The organism is Caballeronia sordidicola (assembly GCF_002220365.1).
GTDB lineage: Bacteria > Pseudomonadota > Gammaproteobacteria > Burkholderiales > Burkholderiaceae > Caballeronia > Caballeronia sordidicola_C.
In genome coordinates this window covers 117594-138795 of sequence record NZ_MTHB01000159.1, presented here as the reverse complement: position 1 = coordinate 138795, position 21202 = coordinate 117594, and the positions used below count along the sequence as shown (strand labels likewise).

Here is a 21202-nt window from a genome sequence, read left to right as displayed (position 1 = left end):
GTTAGTTGTTGTGTGTCCCGGCAAGCAACAGCAATAGCAAAAGCTATAGCCGTCCGGAAAGGATGCGCCCTCTATGCAGCATTCATGCCAAAGACCAGGAAGCATTGCCCAGCAAGGGTCCGCGGTTCCGGTGTGCCCCATGCGCCTTGGATGATGTCTACCAATCGAGACAACGCGATGACGTAAAATTCGCCCGAACGGCCGGTCACACAATGCATGACGGTAATCTTGCCGTATTTCCACGTTTCGAGATACTCTGTCTCTATATAGAGAAAACCTCACGAGACACGGATGCACAACGATTGGACGCATGTCCCCGTCGATTACAGCGACGTTTTGCGTCGCGCGATGGATTCGCTTTTCAAGACCTTCGAGAATTTTAGCGAAGGCACGTTTATCGTCGACAAAGAAGCGCGGGTCGTCTGGATCAACAAACGCTACGCGGCACGCTTCGGGTTTTCGGACCCGCAAGAAGCGATCGGGCGCGATTGCGAAGCGGTGATTCCGAACAGCCTGATGCGCGAGGTCGTGACAACGGGCAAGCCGATCCTGCTCGATCTGCTGGAAACGGATCGCGAGCCGCTGGTCGTCACGCGCCTGCCGCTGAAGGACGATTTCGGCCAGACGGTCGGCGCAATTGGTTTCGCGCTCTTCGACGAAATGAAGGCGCTCACGCCGCTTTTTTCGCACTACTCGCGCGTGCAGCAGGAACTGATCGCGACGCGGCAATCGCTCGCGCAGGCGCGGCGTGCGAAATACACGTTCGCGAGTTTCGTGGGGACGAGCGCTGCGAGCCTCGATGTCAAACGTCAGGCGCGACGCGCGGCGCAAGTCGATTCGCCCGTGCTGCTGTCCGGCGAAACGGGCACCGGCAAGGAGCTGCTGGCGCATGCGATTCACGGCGCATCCACGCGCGCGGCGCGGCCGCTCGTGAGCGTGAATGTCGCGGCGATTCCGGACACGCTGCTGGAAGTGGAGTTTTTCGGCGCGGCGGCGGGCGCCTACACGGGCGCGGATCGCAAAGGCCGTGTGGGCAAGTTCGAACTGGCCGATGGCGGCACGCTTTTCCTCGACGAAATTGGCGACATGCCGCTCGTGTTGCAGGGCAAGTTGCTGCGCGTGCTGCAAGAGAAGGAGTTCGAACCGCTGGGGTCGAACCGGATCGTGCGCACGGATGTGCGGATCATTGCTGCGACGTCGGCGGATTTGCCGGCGCTGGTGGCCAGCGGCCGGTTTCGGGCGGACTTGTTTTATCGGCTGAACGTGTTGTCCATTCACGCGCCGCCGTTGCGGGAGCGGGCGGGGGATATCGAGGCGCTGGTGTACGCCATGCTCGAGGAGCTTTCCGCCGATGCCCGCCCTCGGCACGCCGGTCAGTTCGTGCTTCACGACGACGCGCTACGTCTGCTCGCCGCGTATTCGTGGCCCGGCAACGTGCGCGAGTTGCGCAACGTGCTGGAGCGTGCGGTGATGTTGTCGGACAGTGAGCATATCGATGCGCGCGCGCTCGGCGCCTTCATGGGTACAGCGAGTGCGGTGGCATCGCGGGAACCCGCGGGCGTGGCGGAGGAAACCGGCGAATCCCACATAATGTCCTACGCCGAGGCCATGGGAGGCTTCGAAAAGCGGTTCCTGGCGGAAGCCCTGCGTGCAAGCGGCGGCCGCGTGGCGGAGGCGGCGCAGCGCATTGGCATTGGCCGGGCGACGATGTACAAGAAGATCGTCGCATTAGGCATAGAAGTTTGAACCGGGAGCCAAAAGACATGAGCAAAGAGACTAACAAGACGGTGTTATCCCGCGAGTACGAAGCCCTTGCGATCGACCAGTTGCAGCGCCTGGCGCAAGAACGCTTCGATGCCCGGCTTGGGCAGTTCGAGGCGAAGGAATGGCTGGATGAGTTATCGAAGATCATTGGCGCGCATTTCTACAATCAGGCACTCGCCGATGCGAAAGCGAAGATCGACGCCCGCGTCGAGATGATCGACAGCGACATCTGGGGGCTTCAAAAGTAGCGCGAACGTGGCTGCGGATATGTCCGTGTCGGTTTCGCTCCAGCGCACGACCCGCACAGCCAAGGAGGCAAGCCGAAAGCTCCCCGTGGCATACTCGCGGAATCAATAAAAACAGCGTTAAAAAGGGGTTCCGGATGAAGATTTCCAGCGTACGAGCATCGCGTTTCCTGGCGCTGTTGCCGCTTGCGGCTGCGGTGTCGGTGTTGTCTGCGTGTAGCAGCGCGCCGCCGCTCTTTTCATCCGATGGCCGCCCGACCAGCATGATCCAGTGCCCGGCTAACGGCGGCTGGAGCAATTGCCAGGAAAATGCCCGCGCATTGTGTGCAGGCAGTTACGACGTCCTTGATCAAAGCAGCGACAACGGCCAGAACAGCCTGTTGATCGCGTGCAGGGCGAAGTAACGGCTGGCCTTGTTTCAAAAGCCAAGACTCCAAGCCTCTAAACCGGCGGCGGACAAACCGGCGCCGGGTGCGCGGGCAGGTTGAGCAGCAGCCGAATCAGATCGACTTGACGATTCGTTGCCGTCTTCTGATAGATCGCCTGCAACTGCTTGCGCACGGTGTCGTGCTGCACGCCGATCCTCCCGGCTATCTCCTTGGGCGTGCGCCCTTCCGCCATATGACAAGCCACGCGGCACTCCGCCGGCGTCAGGTCGAACGCGCTCGCGAGCAGATCGGGATCGACAATAGGCGGTGAATCCGGGTGATAGAACGTGAGCAGCGCGGCGTGCTCGCGGTTCACTGCGACCGGGCGATAAAACACGTATAGGGCGTCTTGACCCGCAGGCTCCCCGTGGCGCTCTTCTGTCAGCCGAAGCATCCTATACGCCGGCGTCACGTCTGCCGCCGCACGACATTCGTCCAGGATCCGGCGTTGCGCCGCGCCTTGCAGTTCAAGCTTGCCGTCGATGACCTGAACCAACCTGGTTCGCCCCAGCAACTGCGTGGTTACGTCGTTAAAGCGGAGCACCTTCCCGGTTAGTGCGACGAGCAGGGCCGGTTGACGCCATTCGTCGAGAAAGGGAACGCGGGGAACGCGGGGAACGCGGGGAACGCGGGCGAAAAGCTCGGGCGTTGCGAAATGACGTGGGTCCTGAAGTTGTGCAGCGCGCGAAAGATGCGGCATCAGGCGATCCAGCCAGCGCCGCTCCAACTGGATAAAAGCCTCCCCCTCCGATACAAACTCACAAAGCAGCGTGATCAGCAATTCGCCAGTTTTGAGAATAGGCCGGCTTGAAACACGTCCCGACGCGCTTATGTTCCCTGATTCAACCCCTTTCCGATCCAATTCGAAGCGCGCAAACGATTCAATTGAATTTTCCGCCGTTTGCGCCGGCCTGATTCCTAAGGAGTTGTAATGATCCGTATTATCTGGATATCGAGAGTTCTCGAAATGCACATTAGCCGGGTTCTCATCGCCGACGGTTATCCAGACTGCACGTGCGCCAATCAAGGCGGCGATTGCAGCACATACGGCATGCCACGTGCGAGGGCGCGTAAGCGTTTCATATATAGCATTGACGGCCTGATCGTATTGGTCGCTTTCAAAAAGCATCCATTTTCTCCTGTCATGCGGATAATTTGCCGATCCGAAACGCCGGCTTATTGCATTTTTACTGTTCCGCATTTGCGGAATATACATCACCCCGCATGTTTCGATACTCTGCAGGAAGCGCTCCCGAAGCCTGTGCTGCCTCTTTTCCGGCGGCACGTGCTGCGCATTGTGCAAACTCAGAGCATCCTGTTTATGACACCGGAAACGGTTATCTGTTCCGTGTGTTGCCTTGAACTCGTTTCATAAAAAGTAAAAACAACATCTACCTTGGAGTAGTGAATGAATCATCGGCAAATCGAAACAGATATTCTCCATCTGGAGCAGGTAATCGGAAGAATTTCCGCTGATGACCGCATCCCTTTGTCTTACTGGCGTAATCGGGTTGATCTGGTCGCATCCAGCGCGCTTGTGCCCGCGCAGCAATCGCGCATGCAGCGCATCAACGTCCGGCTCGAACAGCTTGAAGCCAGCATCGGATTGAACTGCTCTCTCATTTGAACCTTAAACAAGTTTTCGATAGTCTGTTTTCCCGCTTTGTGTCACGGAGTTACAACCGGAGGTACATCTTCCCTTGGAGTCCCATTTCCGGCGTGATTAAATGACGTGCTGAGAAAATGCGTACCAAGAGGTTTATTGAATGTCCGACGCGGGATTCAGCGCCACGCGCCTTGAGCGCACTCGTACCGCGATGCAGCAGTTTGTCGAGACCGGCGACGTTGCCGGCTGCGTCACCCTGGTCTGGCGGCACGGCAAAATAGCCCGGGTCGACACGCTCGGTAGCAGCGACAGCGAAACCCTCACGCCCATGACGCGCGACACGCTGTTTCGCATTGCTTCCATGACGAAACCCGTAACGAGCGTCGCTGCCTTGATGCTGGTGGAAGAAGGCCGCATCGCGCTCGACGACCCGGTGTCGCGCTGGTTGCCCGAACTGGCTAACCCCAAGGTGCTCAAAGACCCCGCTGGGCCGCTCGAGCGCACAGAACCCGCCCGTGTCCCCATCACGTTGCTCGATCTGCTCACGCACCGCGCCGGGTTCGCTTATCACTTCACTGCGTTCGGTGCGTTAGCCGACGCCTACGGCAACATCTTCAACGGCGTCGATGGATCGGTTGATCCAGGTGCATGGCTGAACCGCGTGGCCGAGTTGCCCCTGATGTTCCAGCCCGGCACGCGCTGGCACTACGGTATTTCCACCGATGTCCTCGGTGCGCTGATCCAGCGCATCAGCGGGTTGTCGCTTGATGCGTTCTTGCGTACGCGCATCTTCGAGCCATTGGCAATGACAGACACTGGCTTCGTGGTGCCGCCTGAAAAACTCGGGCGCTTGTCGGTGGCCTATGCCATTGATCCTGTTACGCGACTACGCGTGGTGGAAGATCATCCGGCATCAAGCCGCTTTGCCAACCCCCGGCGTTTTCAAAACGGCGGCGGCGGTCTTGTTTCCACTGCCGACGACTATCTGCGTTTCGCCCGCCTGCTGCTCGGCCGCGGCCGTTTGCAAGGCGATGCCGATGAACGCGCGTGCGGTCCGCGTCTGCTGTCGCATCGGTCGGTGGACCTCATGCGCACGAATTTCCTGTCGCGTGATCAGCGCCGGATTCCGGCGTTTGGGCAGATCGTGTGGGGGGGCCAAGGGTTTGGATTGGGCTTGGCCATCGTTGACGATCCAGCGCAACAACGCACGCTCGGATATCGTTCTGCGGGTTCGTTCGGTTGGCCCGGTGCGCTTGGCACGAACTGGTTCGCCGATCCGGTGGAAAACATGATCGGCATCATGCTGATCCAGCGACGCAGCGTGGAACCCTTTCCGATGGCAGCCGTGTTCGAGCGCCATCTGTATGACGCCATCGACGACTAAACGGCAGCGAGTAAAACCGACGACCGGCGTTACCGCGCCGTGTCCAATTTGCGCGCATGTCGAATCCAGGAGCAGCTTATGGCCACCTACAAGCAACTGAGCGCACAACTCGAAAAACTGCACAAGGAAGTTGCGATTGTACAGCAGAAGGAAATTGCGGCTGTGATCGAGGACATCAAGCGCAAGATCGTCGACTACGACTTGACCGTCGAAGAGCTGGGCTTTTCAGCGAGGCGCGGCCGGCCGGCCAGGAAGGCGCCGCTGCCGCCGAAGTATCGCGATCCAAAGACCGGCGAAACATGGAGCGGACGCGGACGCCCACCCGGCTGGCTGGCAGGGCGTAACAGGGAACGTTTCCTGATTGGTGCTTGAACACCTCGCGCGTGAGCGTTCAACAGGTCCACGCGTGATGTGTTCAATGCAGCGTCTCTCGCAACAAGGTCACGTCGTAGCCGAGCGTGCGCGCGCGATTGACCAATGCCGTGCGTTGCTCAGCAGAGGGTTTCGCTTCACGCGTCAGGATCCACAGATATTTGCCGCTCGGTTCGCCGACGATGGACCACGTGTAGTCATCGGCGTGATCGAGCACCCAGTAATCGCCTACGTAGAACGGCCCGAAGAACGACACTTTGAGCTTCGTGTTGTTTGAATCCGGCACAATCTTCGCCTTCCCTTCGGACGACCTGAACGCGCCATTCACTCCGCCATCCCGGCATGAATTGATGATGGAGACCAGCCCGTCATCGCGTTTTGCATAGTTCGCCGTGACGGCTTCGCAGCCGCGTTCAAAGCGGTTCTCATAACGTGCAAATTCGTACCATTGGCCCAGGTAACGATCGAGATCGACCGGCTTCGCAGGCTCGGGCACATGCGCGTTGCCGCTCTTGTTGCTGCCGGCCATGGTGCATGCGGCGATCAGGCCCAGTCCGCCAATCACCAGCAAAGCCGTTGTGCCGATGGTGACGGATCGTTTGAATTTCATAATGGTCCTCGTTGTGTTTAAGCGGTACGCGTCGCTGTATTAGCAAGCTTCATTCCGTTGCTTCGGGTCCCGCATAGCCTCACCTATAGCGTGATGAAGTCATCCGAAAGCACTGCCAGCAAGCACTGAAAGCTCACCTGCAGCCGTATCAACTGTTTTAACAACAGGTCGCAACTCGTTGATAGAGAACACTTTAACGTGGCGCATCCGTTTCGCCGCAACACTTGCTCAACGCTCTTCATGTGCTTTCTCATCATCGCACGATCACCCTCCCGTATAACCTCACCTATAGCGTCACTCACTTCAGACTCACGCGAGCGCAGCGTCGAGTTTGTGTCGCGTATCACCCATGCGGCACGCAATGAAGATCTCTGAGCGATGTAATGGGTGCACCGTGAAAGCCTTATAGATAAAGGCTCACAGCGGTATACCTCAAGCACTTGCTGAGGCTCGCTTACGTCTTCGATCTAGTTAGCGATACTTGCAAATAGCCTCAAGCGTGAGTTTTTGCCAGGTCATGCAACTCACCTCGCGCGGCTCCCGAAATCGCTCACCTTTATAAAGTTCTCCCTGCGACAAGCGGATTCAGCCGCTATGCTCTTGGCCTCGTTCACTTGGCTCCGCTGCTCATGCCGTCGCTGGTCTCGTCGCTTTTCACACCGCTTCTAACAATCATTCTTCCCGTGTTCGCGTTGATCTTCGCCGGTTATGCGTGCCGCAAGACCAATCGGCTGGGGCCGAATGCGTCGTCGGAACTGAATCGATTCGTGGTCTATCTGGCGTTGCCCGCGCTGCTCTTCGACATCATGGCGACCACGCCATGGCATACGCTTGATCAGCCTGCGTTCATTGCAGCGTTCGGCCTGGGGGCGGGCGGGATATTCCTGCTGACCGTGCTGATTCGATTGAAACAGTCGCGTGATCTCGCCGATGCCAGCCTCGACGGTCTCAACGCCGCGTATCCGAATGCGGGTTTCATCGGCTTGCCGTTATGCCTGCTCGCCTTCGGTCACGCGAGCCTCGCGCCCGCGGTGATTGCGATGATCATGACAGTATGCGTGCTGTTCGCCGTGGCTATTGTGTTGATCGAACTGGGGTTGCAGACGGAGAAGAACTTTGTCGCCACGCTTGGCAAAGTGGTCAGGTCGCTGGCCACCAATCCGTTATTGTTCGCGCCGTTCGCGGGCTGGCTATGCAGCGGAGCGGGGTTCACTATCTCGGGTGGTGCGGACACGTTTCTGAAGTTGCTGGGCGCAGCGGCCAGTCCGTGCGCACTTGTTGCGCTCGGACTATTCCTTGGCGAGAAGTCAGAAGGCGGCGCGGCGAAAACCACCACCATGCTCGTCTTGGCCAAGCTCATTGCGCAACCGCTGCTGACGTGGTGGCTGGCGTTTCATGTGTTCGCATTGCCGCTGTTGTGGGCGAAGACGGCTGTCATACTCAGCGCGTTGCCCACGGGGACGGGGCCGTTCATGCTGGCGGAGTTTTATCGGCGGGAAGCGGCGGTGACGTCCAGCACCATTCTGTTTTCCACGGTTATCTCGCTTATCACGGTCACGGTGTGTCTGGCCATGTTGACCTCATAGCGGAGCCCGATGGACCCGTTCTGGTCGCGTCATGTTCAACATTAAACCGCTTGCCAATCGAGACATGGCGTGATTCGACAGACACCGTGACCTCAGCAATTCAATCCACCGCGTTGCTCTCTCTTCCCGCCGATAACTTCCCGGTTGCGCTTATTGCGTGCTCACGCGCATGCCGTTCGCTTGCGTCACCGTCGTATCCGTACCCGGTGTGACGCGTTCGAACCGCGCGGTTTGATAGGGCAGCAACTGGGGATAACTTTCCGAATGGATCGCGTCGAGCTCACCGCTCTTTTGTGCAGCGATAAGTTCTGCCTTCACCTCGGCCCTCGTTCTAGGCGCGTACGCGTTTTGCTGGACGGTGTCGGTGGATTGCGCAAAGACCGGTGCCGATGAGACCAGTGCGGCGACAAACAAACTTCCGATAAGCGTGCGTTGCATGACGAATCCTCGACTGTTTGGAGACGGCGCGTTTCACGCCGCCGATGTGAAGCAGTCTATTCACATTGCTATCGATGACCAATGTCGATTGAGAAAACATATTGTTGTCCGTCGCGCATGAATGTGAAATTTGTTGTCCGGCACGCGAAGATGATCGCTCGCTTATTCTGGCCCGCAGCGTTCCAATCATTGCGCTTTCAGTAAGGATCAATTCCTTACACCGGCATTTTTCCGCGTTCGCTTAATCGATATTCTCGATTCGCCGATCGAGTTCGATCGTAGCCAACTCCCCGAGGTGTCTCATGAAACGCATGCTTTCCCTCTTCGCCGCTGTCGCTTTGTTCGCTGCGGCAGGTGCTGCCAGCGCCGCCGCCAACGCCAATTCACAGTCATCGACGTGCCAGGGTCCGCCGTCGCAATGCAATGTGTTCTTCGGTCAATGACTTTTGGCCCGTCGCTGGCGATAACGGCGCTCCTGCCGGCCTTCGCCACGCCTCTAGCCTTATTCCGCCAAGTTTCGAGCGGTTTAGTGCGAATTATTAAACATCTGCAAAGTTGTCCACAGTTTCTGTGGACAACTTTGTGGAAATCATCTCGAAAATGGCTTGAAACAGGGCTGTCGCCCGGTATCGATCGAAACGCCCATCTCGAAGCAGAACGCGACAGGAAACGTCCACCGTCAGATGCCGGTCCAGGCGTCAATCCGACCCATTTCGGATAGCCTTGGCCCCGGTCGAGCGCCTATGATGGGCCGGCTGGTACGCGTTACATTCGTGGATGCAGTTCATCCTTCCGCTTCAATCAGTCACCGGGACAAGCCATGACCTACAAGATTGCGGTTGTTGTTGGCAGCATTCGCCGAGAGTCATTCAACAAGCAGCTCGCGCATGCGGTAGCGTCACTTGCGCCGCCGGATTTTTCGTTCGAGTTCCTGGATATTGCGAACTTGCCGCTCTATAGCCAGGACTACGACAGCGACTTTCCCGAAGCCGCGCGAACCTTAAAGCAAAAGATAGCGGCGGCGAATGGACTGCTGTTCGTGACGCCGGAATACAACCGGTCGATTCCAGGCGTGCTGAAGAATGCGCTGGACTGGGGTTCGCGGCCGTGGGGGCAGAGCGCATGGGCCAACAAACCGGGTGCGATCCTTGGGACGTCGCTGGGCGCGACCGGTACGGCGCTCGCACAGGCGCACCTTCGCAACGTGCTTGCTTACCTGGACGTGCCGCTGATGGGCCAGCCGGAGATGTTCATCAAGCACGATGAAAACCGTATTGATGCCAGCGGGACTATCGTGAATGAAGACATGCGCAAGTTCTTGCAGAATTTCGTCGATAAATACGCCGCGTGGGTTCAGCGCCTCGCAACGGTTTAGGCCTCGGCAAAAACTCGCTTCAAGAAAAACCCTTCAGCAAAACGCCAACGGCCCGCTTTAGCGGGCCGTTGGCGTTGCAACATGTTGAGCAGTGCGGGTCGGGTTACAGATGATGCTGATGGCCCGTCACACGCTCCCAGCCATGACGTACCGCGAGCTTGAAACGCTCCCATGTGTCATGGCCACCTGAACTGCGGCCTTCCCAATCGCGGCGCAGTTCGGTTTCCATCGTATCGTCCCAGTTGCGGCGGTGATAACGCTCGTCGCTGGCCGCTGTCACGCCGTATCGATACGCTTCCTCGTACTCTTCATAACTCGTACCCGTCGCCGCGTACTTCGATTCGTAATCCGTGCGGAACTCGTCCTCGTACTCCATGTACTCGTCCGGCATCGTGTTCCGCGGGCCCGCATGCAACCCGAGCGCCGAATCACCGGTCTGACTCAACGTACCTGGAACCGGCGCTCCCGTCGCGCTCATGGCGCCAGCGCTACTGACTCGCGCCGACGTTTCGGTTTCATCCAGCGGATCGAGGGGATCGACAGCGCGCCAGCTTTGCGCGGAAGTTGTTCCCGTCAACGGATCCTCCGCACCCGCCGCGCGAAGTTTCGTTTCGTCCGTGTCCTGCCAGACCGTGCCGCTGGTCATCGGATCGCCGCCGGTTGCGCGATAGGTCGAGTCGCTGCCGCCGGCAAATACATCGCGGCCGACCGGGCTGATCGGGTCGAGCGGCCGCACAGCCGGATCGTCACGATCAGCGTGCGGATAAGCACGTGCCCTGTTGGCATCGGCGCGAACGGGGTCAAGGGGATCCACCGGCGGATTCACTGGCGCATGTCCCGGCACGGCGCTGCCGCTACCCAGGCCGAGCTCGTCGAGCAGCGAATGATCGCGGCTTTCGGCTTCATCGGCTGCCGGTACCGGCCTGCCCGTCCTTGAGTGATTCAGCGTGCCCCAGCTGGCCGCGCGTTCGTCTATATCGATTGCGCCTTGTTCAGCAAGCGTCTGGCGCGCGGTGTCGGCGAGCGCCTCCGTTGCCGTATCGACTGCCACCAGTACCGCCCCACGCCGCACGGCTTCGGAATAATGGGCTACTTCGGGCGGTTGATCGCGGCCGCCGAACAGCATCGAAAAGAAGCGTTCGATGTTCGCCAGCACGCCGCCAGTTTCGGACGGTTGCCCCACGCCCGGCGCGAGAGTCGGATCTTCGGGCGAAGAAGATTCGGGTGCAGCCTGGAGTTCGATGTCGGAATGAGCAAAACCCGACGCAACAAGCGCGCTACGCGCCACTTCGGCCTGGTCGTAGGTATCGAAAATACCAATAACTGTGTGTCGCATGGCTGCCTCCTGGGTAGCTGGATTGAAATGCGACGCGTCAGACGGATTCGCCGCAATTCCTTCAAGGACTCGCAACTCGCGTGCCGGGTAGCATGCGTGAGCGCTGTGAAGCCGTCCTTAGTCCCAGGCGTCTCCTCCCGATGCCTGCCGGCGAGCGGATATTTTTACAAATGGTGTGGAAAAAGGCGCCCGGCTCAGTGCGGGGCTTCGCCGTGCTCGCGATTGTCGGCGCGTGCGTTCAGGTCTTCGCGAATGGCTTGCAGAAGCGAATCGAGCAGGGCGATATCGAACGGTTTGGACAGCACGCGCGCATCGACCCCACGCGCCCGGTCCAGTTCTTCGGCATAACCTGTCACCAGGATGACGGGTACGCGCGGTATCCAGCTTTGCAGGATCTCGGCCAGGTCAATGCCGTTCAGTTTGCCCGGCATGTGGATATCGGAGAGCACGACATCGAACGGCAACACACCGTCATTGGCGACGTCGTGACGGGCCGCCTCCAGCATGGCGAGCGCACCGTCCGCGTTGAAAATATGCGTCACGTAGTGATTCATCATCGACAACAACGCTTCGGTGCCTGCCGCGACTTCTTCGTTATCTTCCACCAGCAGCACGCGCAGCCCGTGCGATTCGGTGGTTGCAGCCGTGTCATGTTGTGCGTCGAGCGCTTCGGATGCGGTTTCGCTCGCGCGCGGCAGATACAGCCGTACCGACGTGCCCGCGCCGACCGCACTGTCGATGGTTGCCACGCCGCCCGCGCGCTCGCAGAACGCGAACACTTGCGGCAGGCCCAGGCCGGTACCCATGCCTTTGGACTTGGTGGTGAACAACGGTTCGAACGCGCGGCCAAGGACCTCGGGACCCATGCCGGCGCCGGTGTCCTCCAGCGTCAACTGCACGAATTCGCCGACGATAGGAAAACCGTCCTCGTGGCGAAACTGCACGTTGTTTGCCTGGACCGAGAAGGTGCCGCCGCTCGGCATGGCGTCGCGGGCGTTCACGGCCACGTTGATCAGTGCGAGTTCCAGCTCGGCGGCATCGACGCGAACGGGCCATACGTCGCCATTCGTTTCCAGATTCAGCGCGACCTTCGCGCCGAGCGACGCCTTCAACAGTTCCCGGCAGGCCGGCAGCCACTTGCCGATGGCGATGGTCTCGTTGCGCAGCGGCTGCTTGCGGGCGACGCCCAGCAACTGGCGCGTGAGCGACTGGCCGCTTTTGAGCGCACGCTCCATGGCCGACAACTCGCGATCCAGTCCGGTAGCGCCGCGTCGCCGGACAATCTGGACGTTCGTTGAGAGGATCATCAGCAGGTTGTTGAAATCATGCGCGACACTTCCGACCAGATTGCCCAGCGCTTCCATCTTGCGTGCCTGCCGGTACGCCGATTCGATCGAACGGCGCATGGAGGCTTCAGCCTGCCAGCGCTCCCAAGCATCTTCTTCATTGGCGAGGCGGCGCAGCGACAACCAGATCACGCCCCACAACACCACGCACGGCGCGAACAAGGACAGCATCAGCACGCTGACATGCCGGTACCACGCAGCCCAGATGGTGGCGAGGGGATATCCGCTGGAGACATACACCGGATAATTCCCCACCTTGCGATACGCCACGATCTTCATTTCGTTGTCGAGCCCTGAGCGCATTCGCACGACGCCGTTCCGCTCTCCCGAGGCATACGCTTCGCGCAACGGCGAACTGGCGGCGAGATCCATGCGCTCGGGCGGCCGCGTGGGATACCAGGCGAGCACGGCGCCGTCCGCGCGCGTGAGGCCAAGCGATACGGTGGAGTGTTCGCCCAGCAACTCGTTATAGAACGCGCCAAAGTAACCTGGGCGGAGCGCGACGGTCACAATGCCGTCAAAGCGGCCATCCGGGGTTTTGCGCGGCACGGCCGTGTTGAACACGGTCTCGCCCGCCACCTTGCCGAACATCACGCGGGAGACGTTTTCAAACATCTTGTTGTCGCGGATGCCGACGAAGTCGTCGCGGGTTGCAATCGATATATCTGGCGCGGGGTAGATGCGGCTCGTGGCAATCAGGCGCCCATCCGCGCCGATAATGCTCACCGACGCCACTTGCGGATAACCGCCGCCCATTGCCACGAGTTTGTTGTGAACGGCGAGTTCTTCGCGGCGCAGCGTGTCGTCGTCCACGCCGTCGATCAGGTCGATCACGCGGGCGTTGAGCGTCTCGTTCATGTCGAAGACTTTCAGCGCGTGTTCTTCGGCGACGTGCGCGTTGCGGTCAACCACCTCGGCGGCATCGGCTTCGCGCCCTTTCAGGTCACTCCACGACATGGCCGCCACATACAGGCAGGGCAAGACAATGGCGGCGATGAGCAGGACCCGCAGGGTCATGCGCTGGGCGGTGAAGTTACGCTCCGGTACGACGGGAAAAGGCGGCTCGTCTTGCCAATGGTCAGCGCCCGGTTCCTCGCGTTGCGGCGTCATGGTGAGTCGTCGTCCCGATGTGAGTGGCTGAGCGCGGCGTCTTTATGCAACGATGAGGGCAGTGGTTGCGGCACATGTAATTCTGCGCATTTTAGTCGTTTGTTTGTTTATCGCCGGCGCCCGGGAAAGGAAATGCGTGCATAAATCGTGCCTTTGACCCGATGAATGGATGTTCTGTCAAATGCACGGTATCGACGTTTAAAGCGCAGGAATTGAGGAGAGATGACGCTTCAGGAGGCCGAGGGCGGATGTAAAAATCGGTGGACTGGGTAAAGTTAGCGGGGAATATCGGCCTTCGGTCGCCCAGCGTCGCTGAATCGTTCTGCCGATGTATGAATCAGCGGCTTGCGCCAGCACTTGAAGGTGATGGTGATTAACGAGGGATACAGGCTGACGGCTGCAGTTTCGTACGAAGGTTGAGGCCGGCGGAGGGCACGTGGCAAGCGGGTTGAAAGCACGCAGCAGGCCGACGCAGGGCAACACTTCACAAACTTGATATACTTTTCGCCGCTTCCGGCATGGCTTGCACGCCGCCTGAAGCCGGTTCGCGCCGGGCTTACATTCAGCTTCAAAGCATGTTCCATGAAGCTGCATGTCCGGCGCCCGCATCTAACACTTGCTGCCCTTGGGGGCGCCACAGCGGAGTCCGTCTTGGCCGTTTCCAATCTTATCGCCGACGATCCTGCTCCCGACGTTGCCAAGGTAACGTCGGGTAGTTCGTTCTATCTCGCCATGCGCATCCTGCCGGCTGCGCAGCGGGACGCCATGTATCAGGTCTACGCGTTCTGCCGCGCGGTTGACGACATTGCCGACGGCACGCTGCCGCGCGGCGAACGCGCCGCCGCGCTTGAACAATGGCGTGCGGATATAGACGATTGCTATGCCGGCAAGCCGCGCAGGTCGCTGGCCGCGTTGACGCAACATATTGAAGGTTTTCATCTTTCACGCGATGACTTCATTGCCGTGATCGACGGAATGGCCATGGACGCCGCCGAAGACATCGTCGCACCCGACGAAGCCACGCTCGACCTGTATTGCGACCGCGTGGCGAGTGCGGTCGGGCGGTTATCGGTGAGGATATTCGGGATGCACGAAGATGCCGGACGGCGTCTCGCGCACCACCTCGGCCGTGCGCTGCAACTCACGAACATTCTTCGCGATATCGATGAAGACGCCGGTATCGGACGGGTCTATCTGCCGCGTGAACTGCTGTCCCGCGAAGGTATTTCCACGACCGACATCACGTCCATAGTCAACGATGCCCGCTTGCCGCGTGTCTGCCTGACGCTTGCCGATCGCGCCCGGTCCCACTACGCGCAATCCGATGCGATCATGGCCACCGCGCCGCGCGCGCAGGTGCGGGCGCCGCGCATCATGTCGGGTGCGTACCGGTGCGTGCTTGAAGCGAATTTGAAGCGCGGCTTCGATCTTCCGCGTAACCACATCCGCACGCCGCGTTCGCGGCTGCTGTGGATCGTCGCGCGACATATTTTCTGATGTCGCGTCTCGTTCATGTGATCGGCGCGGGGTTGTCGGGACTCGCCGCAGCAGTCCAGTTGCAGCGCCGTGGAGCGCGTGTGGTCCTGCACGAAGCCGCACCGCATGCGGGCGGCCGCTGCCGTTCTTACTTCGATATCAAGCTCAACGCCACGATTGATAACGGCAACCACCTGGTGCTGTCGGGCAATCACGCCACGCTGAGTTATGCCAAGACGATTGGTGCTGCCGACGAACTCGTCGGCCCGACCCAGCCCGAGTTTCCGTTCATGGATTTGCGCAGTGGCGCGCGCTGGACAGTGAAGCTTTCGCCGGGCCGCGTGCCGGGCTGGATCTTCGATTCCGCCGCGCGTGTCCCGGGCACCATGCCCGCGGATTATCTGTCGCTTGTGCCGTTACTGTTCGCCAAACCCGGCCGCACGATGCAGCAGACCATGCGTACGAACGGGCGCTTATGGGACGCGTTGATCAACCCGCTGTTCCTGGCTGTGCTGAATGTGGATCCGCATGAAGGCAGCGCGGTGCTTGCCGGCAACGTGCTGAAGGAATCGCTGCTGCTGGGCGGTCAGGCGTGCCGGCCGCTGGTCGCGCGCAACGGGCTGGGCCATGCGTTCATCGATCCCGCGTTGCGGCTGCTGCAATATGGCGGCGCGGAGATCAAGCTCGGGTCGCGGGTCCGTGAGATCGGCTTCGCCGGCACGGATTCGAAGACGCGTGTGACTTCGCTTGATTTCGACGATGGCCGCGTGGACATCGGCCTTCACGACGGCGTCGTGCTTGCCGTTCCGCCGAACGTCGCGCAGCAACTGGTGCCGGGGTTGACCGCGCCGAACGAATTCCGCGCGATCATCAATGCGCATTTCGCGATTGATCCGCCGCTTGCCTTCGAGCCGATGACCGGTTTGCTGAACGGCACCGCCGAATGGCTGTTCGCGTTCGATGGACGTCTTTCGGTGACCATCAGCGGCGCGGATCGTCTCCTCGATACCCCGCGCGAAGTGCTTGCGCATGGCATTTGGCAAGAGGTCGCGAAGGTGGCGCGCTTGCCCGTTGAGCGCATGCCGACATGGCAAATTGTCACGGAAAAGCGTGCGACCTTTGCGGCCATACCGAGCCAGGAAAACCTCCGGCCGGGCACGCGTACGCGCTGGTCCAACCTGATGCTGGCCGGCGACTGGACGGCCAACGGTCTGCCCGCCACGATAGAAGGCTCCATCCGTTCCGGCCAGAAGGCCGCGGACCTGCTTATGAATCCCTCGATTGATTTCTCGGTGCAACGCTGATGAACGAAACTGTCCAGCCGCCCGGTCTCCAGCCGGTGACGGCGGCGGCGCTGGAAGCGTCGGTGGCGCGTGCTGCCGATGCCATTCTTGCCGACCAACATCCCGACGGCTACTGGCTCTACCAACTCGAAGCCGACGCCACCATTCCCGCTGAGTACGTGCTGCTCGTGCATTACCTTGCCGAGACGCCGAATCTCGAGCTCGAAGCGAAGATCGCGCGGTACTTGCGCAGGATCCAGCGTGACGATGGCGGCTGGCCGCTTTTCACCGATGGCGCCATGGACGTCAGCGCCACCGTGAAGGCGTATTTTGCGCTGAAGATGATTGGCGATTCGCCTGAAGCCGAACACATGCAGCGGGCGCGTCGCGCGATTATCGCGGCCGGCGGCGCGGAAAAAGCCAACGTGTTCACGCGAATTCTGCTGGCGCTGTTCGGCGTGGTGTCGTGGCGCGCGGTGCCCATGATGCCCGTGGAAATCACGCTCTTGCCCGAGTGGTTCCCGTTCCATTTGTCGAAGGTGTCGTACTGGGCGCGGACCGTGATCGTGCCGCTGCTCGTGCTCAACGCGAAGCGGCCGAAAGCGCGGAATCCGAAGGGCGTGCGCATTGATGAACTGTTCTTCGATGCCCCCGTGAACGCCGGCATGGCCGCGCGTGCGCCGCATCAGCATCAGGGCTGGTTCGTGTTGTTCCGTTGCGTGGATGCCGTGCTGCGCGCCGCTGATCCGCTGTTCCCCCGCCACACGCGGCAACGCGCGATAGAAGCGGCCGTGAGTTTTGTCGATGAACGGTTGAACGGCGAAGATGGTCTCGGCGCGATTTTCCCCGCGATGGCCAACTCCGTGATGATGTACGACGTGCTTGGTTATCCGGAAGATCATCCGAACCGGGCGATTGCGCGCAAGTCGATTGAGAAGCTTTTGATCATCGATGAAGCGCCGGACGGCGAGGCTTATTGCCAGCCGTGTTTATCGCCGATATGGGACACGTCGCTGGTTGCGCACGCGTTGCTCGAAGCCGATACGCCCAAGGCACGCGCTGCTGTTTCGCGTGGGCTGGACTGGTTGGTGCCGCTCCAGATTCTCGATGTACGCGGCGACTGGATCTCGCGCCGGCCGAATATCCGGCCTGGAGGGTGGGCGTTCCAGTTCGCGAATCCGCACTATCCGGATGTGGACGATACGGCTGTTGTGGCAATGGCGATGGAACGTGCCGATCGTGAAAACGGGACGGCGCTGTACGGCGAGGCGATTGCGCGCGGGCGAGAATGGGTCGTTGGCATGCAGAGCAGCGACGGCGGGTGGGGCGCATTCGAGCCTGAGAACACGCAGTATTACCTCAACAACATTCCTTTCTCCGATCACGGCGCGTTGCTCGATCCGCCTACTGTTGATGTGTCCGGGCGTTGTCTTTCGATGCTCGCGCAGTTGGGTGAGCAGCCAGCGACGAGTGAGCCGGCGAAGCGCTCGCTCGACTATATTTTGCGTGGTCAGGAACGCGATGGAAGCTGGTACGGGCGTTGGGGGCTGAACTATATCTACGGCACGTGGACTGCGCTGTGTGCGTTGAATGCGGCTGGATTGCCTCTTACCGATAGCCGCATTCAGCGCGCCGCGCATTGGCTCATCAGCATCCAGAACGCCGATGGCGGCTGGGGTGAGGGCGGGGAGAGTTACAAGCTCGACTATCGCGGATATGAAGCGGCGCCGAGCACGGCTTCGCAGACATCGTGGGCGTTGTTGGGGTTGATGGCGGCGGGGTTTGTCGATCATCCGGCGGTGGCGAAGGGCGTGCAGTATCTGCATGCCACGCAGCGTGAACATGGGTTGTGGGATGAGACGCGATTTACAGCGACTGGATTTCCGAGGGTGTTTTATCTGCGATACCACGGGTATAGAAAGTTCTTCCCGCTTTGGGCGATGGCACGGTACAGGAACATGATGCGCGACGGTACGTCGCGCGTGACGGCGGGCATGTGAGTTCGCGACCGGGCTTTGCTTCTGGATCTGGTTTCAGTTCTGGCTCCGGTTCTGGCGATGCGCGGTTGCCCGTGATTGCCGTGACGGGGATGGCGTTCGAAGCGCGTATCGCTCGTGGACCTGGAGTGGAGTCGGTGTTTGCGGCGCGGTCGGATTTGCTTGAACGTGCGTTAAGCGAAGCATTGACGCGGGGGTGCTCCGGGATTATCAGCTTCGGAACAGCCGGAGGGCTTTCGCCAGAGTTGGAGCCGGGGACGGTGATTATCGCTAGCTCGGTATCGGGGCCGTTCGGTGTGCTTGATACCGATCCGGAATGGTCTACGAGGCTGTTCGCGGCGTTTGCCTGGACGCCGCTGGAGGCGAAGGCGGTTCGAGGGACGATGGCCGGTGTGGCTGCGCCTTTGACCGGCGAGCAGCAGAAGAGCTCGCTTTATCGGGCAACTGGGGCGCTGGCGGTGGATATGGAATCGCATATTGCCGGGGCGATTGCTACGGCGCGTGGGTTACCGTTTGCGGTTTGCCGGGCGATTGTTGATCCGGCTTGGCGGAGTTTGCCAAGTGCTGCGACGGCCGGGTTGCGGGATGATGGGACTACGACGATTCTGCCGATCTTGCGCGAGTTGTTGAAGGAGCCCTCGCAGCTTGGGGCGCTGTTGAAGGTCGCCGGCGATGCGCGGGCGGCGCGGACTTCGTTGGTCCAGGCGCGGCACGCTATGGGCGCGGCGGGGGCTTTGGGGGTTTAGGGTTTTTGGTTTGCCTTGGCCGTTGCGCGGCTGAGTAGGGAATGGCGGTCGGTGGGTTGGCGAGCGACCGCGTTTCGATCTCGTTTCAATCATCCATGCAGCGATAAGCCCTTGATGGCTTTATCGACTGCTTTCTTCGGGCCTCTCACGGCCAGTCCGACTAGATCGGGCGTATCTGCCGGCTCCTTTAGGAACACTTCTCGATTGGCTTCATCGTGGCCAGTGGAAAACATTGCGCGGACGTAGACGGCGCGGGTGAGTTCTCGTTCTATCGATTGACGGAAGGCGCGGAGAAGGCCGGGGGTGTCGGCTTGGTAGACCATGATGGGCTGGCCGAGGAGGCGGGCGTGGGTTCTGCCGGCGGCATCGATGTAGGGTTCGCCCATTGCGTCAGGGGCTGCGCCTGCTATGCCGGTTGCTAGGAACGCGGTTACGTTGAGCTTCTGCCAGACGGCGAGGTCGTCGAAGATGATGATCGCTACTTTGGTGTCGAATTCCATGGGGTGGTTTGAGGCTTTAGGGGGTGGTCACTTTGGGATGGTAGGCAAAGTGAAGCGTCGGCGGGATAGTGGGACTGAAGAAACGAATGTCCTTCGATGAATTGAAGGTGCGAAGCGATCCGCTCGCGGTTCGGCTGAATAACGTTCAGCCGAAAAGGATGGCCGCGGTTGTATCTTCGAACGGCAGCCATTCGGCCGGAGCGGCCGTTGGAGCGGACTGGGCTCTACGTCAGCAATATGGCGGCTTCCCGACGGTGGCGGCGTCGAGCAGCGGGACGGTGTTGATGTTCACGTAGAATTCCAATTAACATCTTAAGCGGTCGTCAGATTGCAGGCCGCAATGGGTCACTTTTGACGAGGGACGAACCGAGTTGCACGCAACCCGATTCGGAACGACCGAAGTTAGCGATCGAAAGATAACTCGCAGTGCGCCGAAACAGCGGCAGATGCTTCCGGAGCGGCAGGGGCGCGTTACATCAACCGAGTGGCGGCTTTTTTAGGAGAGGCATCCGACTGTTTCGGATCGAAAGTACGCATTCGGCGTCCGTGAGACTGGTCACCGCGACACTCCATCTGCGAACGTCAGGAAAGCGACGCATAGCCGACTGACCTACGGTGATACTTGAATGTCAGCTCCGGCCGAAGGGCAGCCGTTCGATGGGGTTGCACTAAAGCTTCGAGGAGTATCTACCCGCGATTACAACGGTGATCCAAGATCCGTCCAAAAGCTCATCTCACACACGATCACGCATCTCCAAACGGGTTCCCTTTCTTAGTCGCGGGCGTCTGCGTCTTGGTCGCCAGATGGTTCTGCAACCAGAACATCGCTTTGTTCAATCCGAGCGCGTGCCAGTCTTGGCCCATTTCGCAGATAAACACTCGATCATCTGCCGCTGTCGCACGCGAGAACGAGCCCGCCAGTTCCTTGGCGCTGCGATCCGTGTTCAGCACCAAAAACGCGCCCATTTGATGCAGATGCAAGAACTCGTAGTCGTCGCCTGACACTTGCGCCGCGATGTCTTTGATCTGTGCGTGCTGCTGTGTCGGAGTACCGATAAAGATGCTGACCAGATACGTCACTTTCTTGTTGATGTTCATGATCTTCCGCCGTGCTGTGATTTGTAGGGTGAGGACTTGATTGTCACACAACGTAGACATACACCCCTTCGCGATTCGGATCTCCATCGAATGTGAGGCTGCGAGCACATCCTTGACGAGGCCCGTACCGAGCGAAGTGAACGATCAAGAACTTGCCAAATTTTCTCATCGCATGCCCCACAATCCGCACAGTCCCGGCGATGCGCCAAATTGAGAATATTCTGAAAAGGCCGGGCTAACGAGATACTCACGTTGTCGAAAAAAACATGGAAATCCAAAACGACAACAATAATTAGCTTACCTTGACACTTTGTATCAACTTTCACAAACGTAACCATTACACTCGCCGGCCATTCTGATTGCCACGCGCGTAATGAAATGAATAAAAACTGTTTCCGTGTTGTTTTCAACCGTGTTCAAAACGCATTAGTTGCGGTCGCGGAGACGGTATCTGGGCGGTGTTCAAGCAGCGGAAATTCAGGCGATGCACCATCCCGCCCGC

Annotated in this window: 20 protein-coding genes and 1 pseudogene; 14 read left to right on the top strand and 7 right to left on the bottom strand. The window is 59.8% G+C overall.

The annotated features are described in order from the left end of the window. Positions 1 to 291 precede the first annotated feature (291 nt). From BSU04_RS23565 to BSU04_RS23555, 3 genes are all read left to right on the top strand, one after another. The gene (locus tag BSU04_RS23565; protein WP_089162838.1) at positions 292 to 1746 is read left to right on the top strand and encodes a sigma-54 interaction domain-containing protein; all 1455 of its coding nucleotides are present in this window, start codon (positions 292 to 294) and stop codon (positions 1744 to 1746) included. Positions 1747 to 1763: 17 nt separating this feature from the next. Further along, the gene (locus BSU04_RS23560) at positions 1764 to 2012 is read left to right on the top strand and encodes a DUF2164 domain-containing protein (RefSeq protein WP_089162837.1); all 249 of its coding nucleotides are present in this window, start codon (positions 1764 to 1766) and stop codon (positions 2010 to 2012) included. A gap of 134 nt (positions 2013 to 2146) precedes the next feature. Beyond that, the gene (locus BSU04_RS23555) at positions 2147 to 2413 is read left to right on the top strand and encodes a hypothetical protein (RefSeq protein ID WP_256983251.1); all 267 of its coding nucleotides are present in this window, start codon (positions 2147 to 2149) and stop codon (positions 2411 to 2413) included. 37 nt (positions 2414 to 2450) lie between these two features. Here the strand turns inward: BSU04_RS23555 and BSU04_RS23550 are convergent, their stop codons facing one another. Then, positions 2451 to 3566 (bottom strand): helix-turn-helix transcriptional regulator, encoded by a 1116-nt coding sequence (locus BSU04_RS23550; RefSeq protein WP_179258414.1) that lies wholly within the window; start codon positions 3564 to 3566, stop codon positions 2451 to 2453. A 279-nt stretch (positions 3567 to 3845) separates the two neighbouring features. Here BSU04_RS23550 and BSU04_RS23545 point away from each other — a divergent pair, with 279 nt between their 5' ends. From BSU04_RS23545 to BSU04_RS23535, 3 genes are all read left to right on the top strand, one after another. Beyond that, positions 3846 to 4064 (top strand): hypothetical protein, encoded by a 219-nt coding sequence (locus BSU04_RS23545; protein ID WP_089162835.1) that lies wholly within the window; start codon positions 3846 to 3848, stop codon positions 4062 to 4064. 139 nt (positions 4065 to 4203) lie between these two features. Further along, complete coding sequence (locus BSU04_RS23540; protein ID WP_089162834.1) at positions 4204 to 5427, top strand: serine hydrolase domain-containing protein; 1224 nt, start codon at positions 4204 to 4206, stop codon at positions 5425 to 5427. Positions 5428 to 5505: 78 nt separating this feature from the next. Continuing rightward, on the top strand, positions 5506 to 5799 hold the full coding sequence (locus tag BSU04_RS23535; protein WP_089162833.1) for an H-NS histone family protein: 294 nt from the start codon (positions 5506 to 5508) through the stop codon (positions 5797 to 5799). Positions 5800 to 5842: 43 nt separating this feature from the next. On the opposite strand, the gene BSU04_RS23530 is transcribed toward BSU04_RS23535, so the two are convergent. Next, positions 5843 to 6409: a lipocalin family protein gene (locus BSU04_RS23530; protein WP_089162832.1), complete on the bottom strand. Its 567-nt coding sequence runs from the start codon at positions 6407 to 6409 to the stop codon at positions 5843 to 5845. Positions 6410 to 7038: 629 nt separating this feature from the next. On the opposite strand from BSU04_RS23530, the gene BSU04_RS23525 reads away from it, so the two are divergent. Continuing rightward, positions 7039 to 7995 (top strand): AEC family transporter, encoded by a 957-nt coding sequence (locus BSU04_RS23525; protein WP_089162831.1) that lies wholly within the window; start codon positions 7039 to 7041, stop codon positions 7993 to 7995. A gap of 150 nt (positions 7996 to 8145) precedes the next feature. On the opposite strand, the gene BSU04_RS23520 is transcribed toward BSU04_RS23525, so the two are convergent. After that, a complete protein-coding gene (locus tag BSU04_RS23520; RefSeq protein WP_089162830.1) occupies positions 8146 to 8433 on the bottom strand; it encodes a DUF4148 domain-containing protein in 288 nt (95 codons plus the stop codon). 820 nt (positions 8434 to 9253) lie between these two features. Here BSU04_RS23520 and BSU04_RS23510 point away from each other — a divergent pair. Continuing rightward, on the top strand, positions 9254 to 9808 hold the full coding sequence (locus tag BSU04_RS23510; RefSeq protein WP_089162828.1) for an NADPH-dependent FMN reductase: 555 nt from the start codon (positions 9254 to 9256) through the stop codon (positions 9806 to 9808). A gap of 103 nt (positions 9809 to 9911) precedes the next feature. On the opposite strand, the gene BSU04_RS23505 is transcribed toward BSU04_RS23510, so the two are convergent. Both BSU04_RS23505 and BSU04_RS23500 read right to left on the bottom strand, forming a co-directional pair. Beyond that, complete coding sequence (locus BSU04_RS23505) at positions 9912 to 11144, bottom strand: hypothetical protein (RefSeq protein WP_089162827.1); 1233 nt, start codon at positions 11142 to 11144, stop codon at positions 9912 to 9914. 194 nt (positions 11145 to 11338) lie between these two features. Beyond that, positions 11339 to 13600: a hybrid sensor histidine kinase/response regulator gene (locus BSU04_RS23500; protein WP_089162826.1), complete on the bottom strand. Its 2262-nt coding sequence runs from the start codon at positions 13598 to 13600 to the stop codon at positions 11339 to 11341. Between the two features lie 651 nt (positions 13601 to 14251). Here BSU04_RS23500 and hpnD point away from each other — a divergent pair. From hpnD to BSU04_RS23475, 4 genes are all read left to right on the top strand, one after another. Further along, a complete protein-coding gene (hpnD, locus tag BSU04_RS23490; protein ID WP_089162877.1) occupies positions 14252 to 15097 on the top strand; it encodes a presqualene diphosphate synthase HpnD in 846 nt (281 codons plus the stop codon). After that, positions 15097 to 16380, top strand: coding sequence for a hydroxysqualene dehydroxylase HpnE (gene hpnE / locus BSU04_RS23485; protein ID WP_089162824.1), 1284 nt, complete (start codon positions 15097 to 15099; stop codon positions 16378 to 16380). Before hpnD ends, hpnE begins: the two co-directional genes overlap by 1 nt. Then, positions 16380 to 18359 carry a squalene--hopene cyclase gene (shc, locus tag BSU04_RS23480; RefSeq protein ID WP_089162823.1) on the top strand — a complete coding sequence of 660 codons (1980 nt, stop codon included), beginning with the start codon at positions 16380 to 16382 and terminating at the stop codon, positions 18357 to 18359. The genes hpnE and shc overlap by 1 nt, the downstream gene beginning before the upstream one ends. An 89-nt stretch (positions 18360 to 18448) precedes the next feature. Next, positions 18449 to 19102 (top strand): phosphorylase, encoded by a 654-nt coding sequence (locus BSU04_RS23475; protein ID WP_089162822.1) that lies wholly within the window; start codon positions 18449 to 18451, stop codon positions 19100 to 19102. 89 nt (positions 19103 to 19191) lie between these two features. On the opposite strand, the gene BSU04_RS23470 is transcribed toward BSU04_RS23475, so the two are convergent. Beyond that, complete coding sequence (locus BSU04_RS23470; RefSeq protein ID WP_089162821.1) at positions 19192 to 19602, bottom strand: DUF2000 domain-containing protein; 411 nt, start codon at positions 19600 to 19602, stop codon at positions 19192 to 19194. Positions 19603 to 19688: 86 nt separating this feature from the next. Between BSU04_RS23470 and BSU04_RS23465 the strand changes: the two genes are divergently transcribed. Next, entirely contained in the window at positions 19689 to 19898 is a 210-nt protein-coding gene (locus tag BSU04_RS23465; RefSeq protein WP_089162820.1) for a hypothetical protein, read from the top strand. 448 nt (positions 19899 to 20346) lie between these two features. On the opposite strand, the gene BSU04_RS23460 is transcribed toward BSU04_RS23465, so the two are convergent. Further along, the gene (locus BSU04_RS23460; RefSeq protein ID WP_256983250.1) at positions 20347 to 20700 is read right to left on the bottom strand and encodes a hypothetical protein; all 354 of its coding nucleotides are present in this window, start codon (positions 20698 to 20700) and stop codon (positions 20347 to 20349) included. Positions 20701 to 21078: 378 nt separating this feature from the next. Here BSU04_RS23460 and BSU04_RS48870 point away from each other — a divergent pair. Further along, positions 21079 to 21195: pseudogene (locus BSU04_RS48870) on the top strand (ESPR-type extended signal peptide-containing protein); the annotation flags it as partial. Between the last annotated feature and the right edge of the window lie 7 nt (positions 21196 to 21202).

Coding starts and splice junctions, on each gene's coding strand:
- BSU04_RS23470 (WP_089162821.1), bottom strand. CDS start 19,602: ATGGAATTCGACACCAAAGTAGCGATCATCATCTTCGACGACCTCGCC.
- BSU04_RS23460 (WP_256983250.1), bottom strand. CDS start 20,700: ATGAACATCAACAAGAAAGTGACGTATCTGGTCAGCATCTTTATCGGT.
- BSU04_RS23530 (WP_089162832.1), bottom strand. CDS start 6,409: ATGAAATTCAAACGATCCGTCACCATCGGCACAACGGCTTTGCTGGTG.
- BSU04_RS23475 (WP_089162822.1), top strand. CDS start 18,449: ATGGCGTTCGAAGCGCGTATCGCTCGTGGACCTGGAGTGGAGTCGGTG.
- BSU04_RS23555 (WP_256983251.1), top strand. CDS start 2,147: ATGAAGATTTCCAGCGTACGAGCATCGCGTTTCCTGGCGCTGTTGCCG.
- BSU04_RS23540 (WP_089162834.1), top strand. CDS start 4,204: ATGTCCGACGCGGGATTCAGCGCCACGCGCCTTGAGCGCACTCGTACC.
- BSU04_RS23565 (WP_089162838.1), top strand. CDS start 292: ATGCACAACGATTGGACGCATGTCCCCGTCGATTACAGCGACGTTTTG.
- BSU04_RS23510 (WP_089162828.1), top strand. CDS start 9,254: ATGACCTACAAGATTGCGGTTGTTGTTGGCAGCATTCGCCGAGAGTCA.
- BSU04_RS23550 (WP_179258414.1), bottom strand. CDS start 3,566: ATGCTTTTTGAAAGCGACCAATACGATCAGGCCGTCAATGCTATATAT.
- BSU04_RS23500 (WP_089162826.1), bottom strand. CDS start 13,600: ATGACGCCGCAACGCGAGGAACCGGGCGCTGACCATTGGCAAGACGAG.
- BSU04_RS23560 (WP_089162837.1), top strand. CDS start 1,764: ATGAGCAAAGAGACTAACAAGACGGTGTTATCCCGCGAGTACGAAGCC.
- BSU04_RS23505 (WP_089162827.1), bottom strand. CDS start 11,144: ATGCGACACACAGTTATTGGTATTTTCGATACCTACGACCAGGCCGAA.
- BSU04_RS23545 (WP_089162835.1), top strand. CDS start 3,846: ATGAATCATCGGCAAATCGAAACAGATATTCTCCATCTGGAGCAGGTA.
- BSU04_RS23535 (WP_089162833.1), top strand. CDS start 5,506: ATGGCCACCTACAAGCAACTGAGCGCACAACTCGAAAAACTGCACAAG.
- BSU04_RS23520 (WP_089162830.1), bottom strand. CDS start 8,433: ATGCAACGCACGCTTATCGGAAGTTTGTTTGTCGCCGCACTGGTCTCA.
- BSU04_RS23525 (WP_089162831.1), top strand. CDS start 7,039: ATGCCGTCGCTGGTCTCGTCGCTTTTCACACCGCTTCTAACAATCATT.
- shc (WP_089162823.1), top strand. CDS start 16,380: ATGAACGAAACTGTCCAGCCGCCCGGTCTCCAGCCGGTGACGGCGGCG.
- BSU04_RS23465 (WP_089162820.1), top strand. CDS start 19,689: ATGTCCTTCGATGAATTGAAGGTGCGAAGCGATCCGCTCGCGGTTCGG.
- hpnE (WP_089162824.1), top strand. CDS start 15,097: ATGTCGCGTCTCGTTCATGTGATCGGCGCGGGGTTGTCGGGACTCGCC.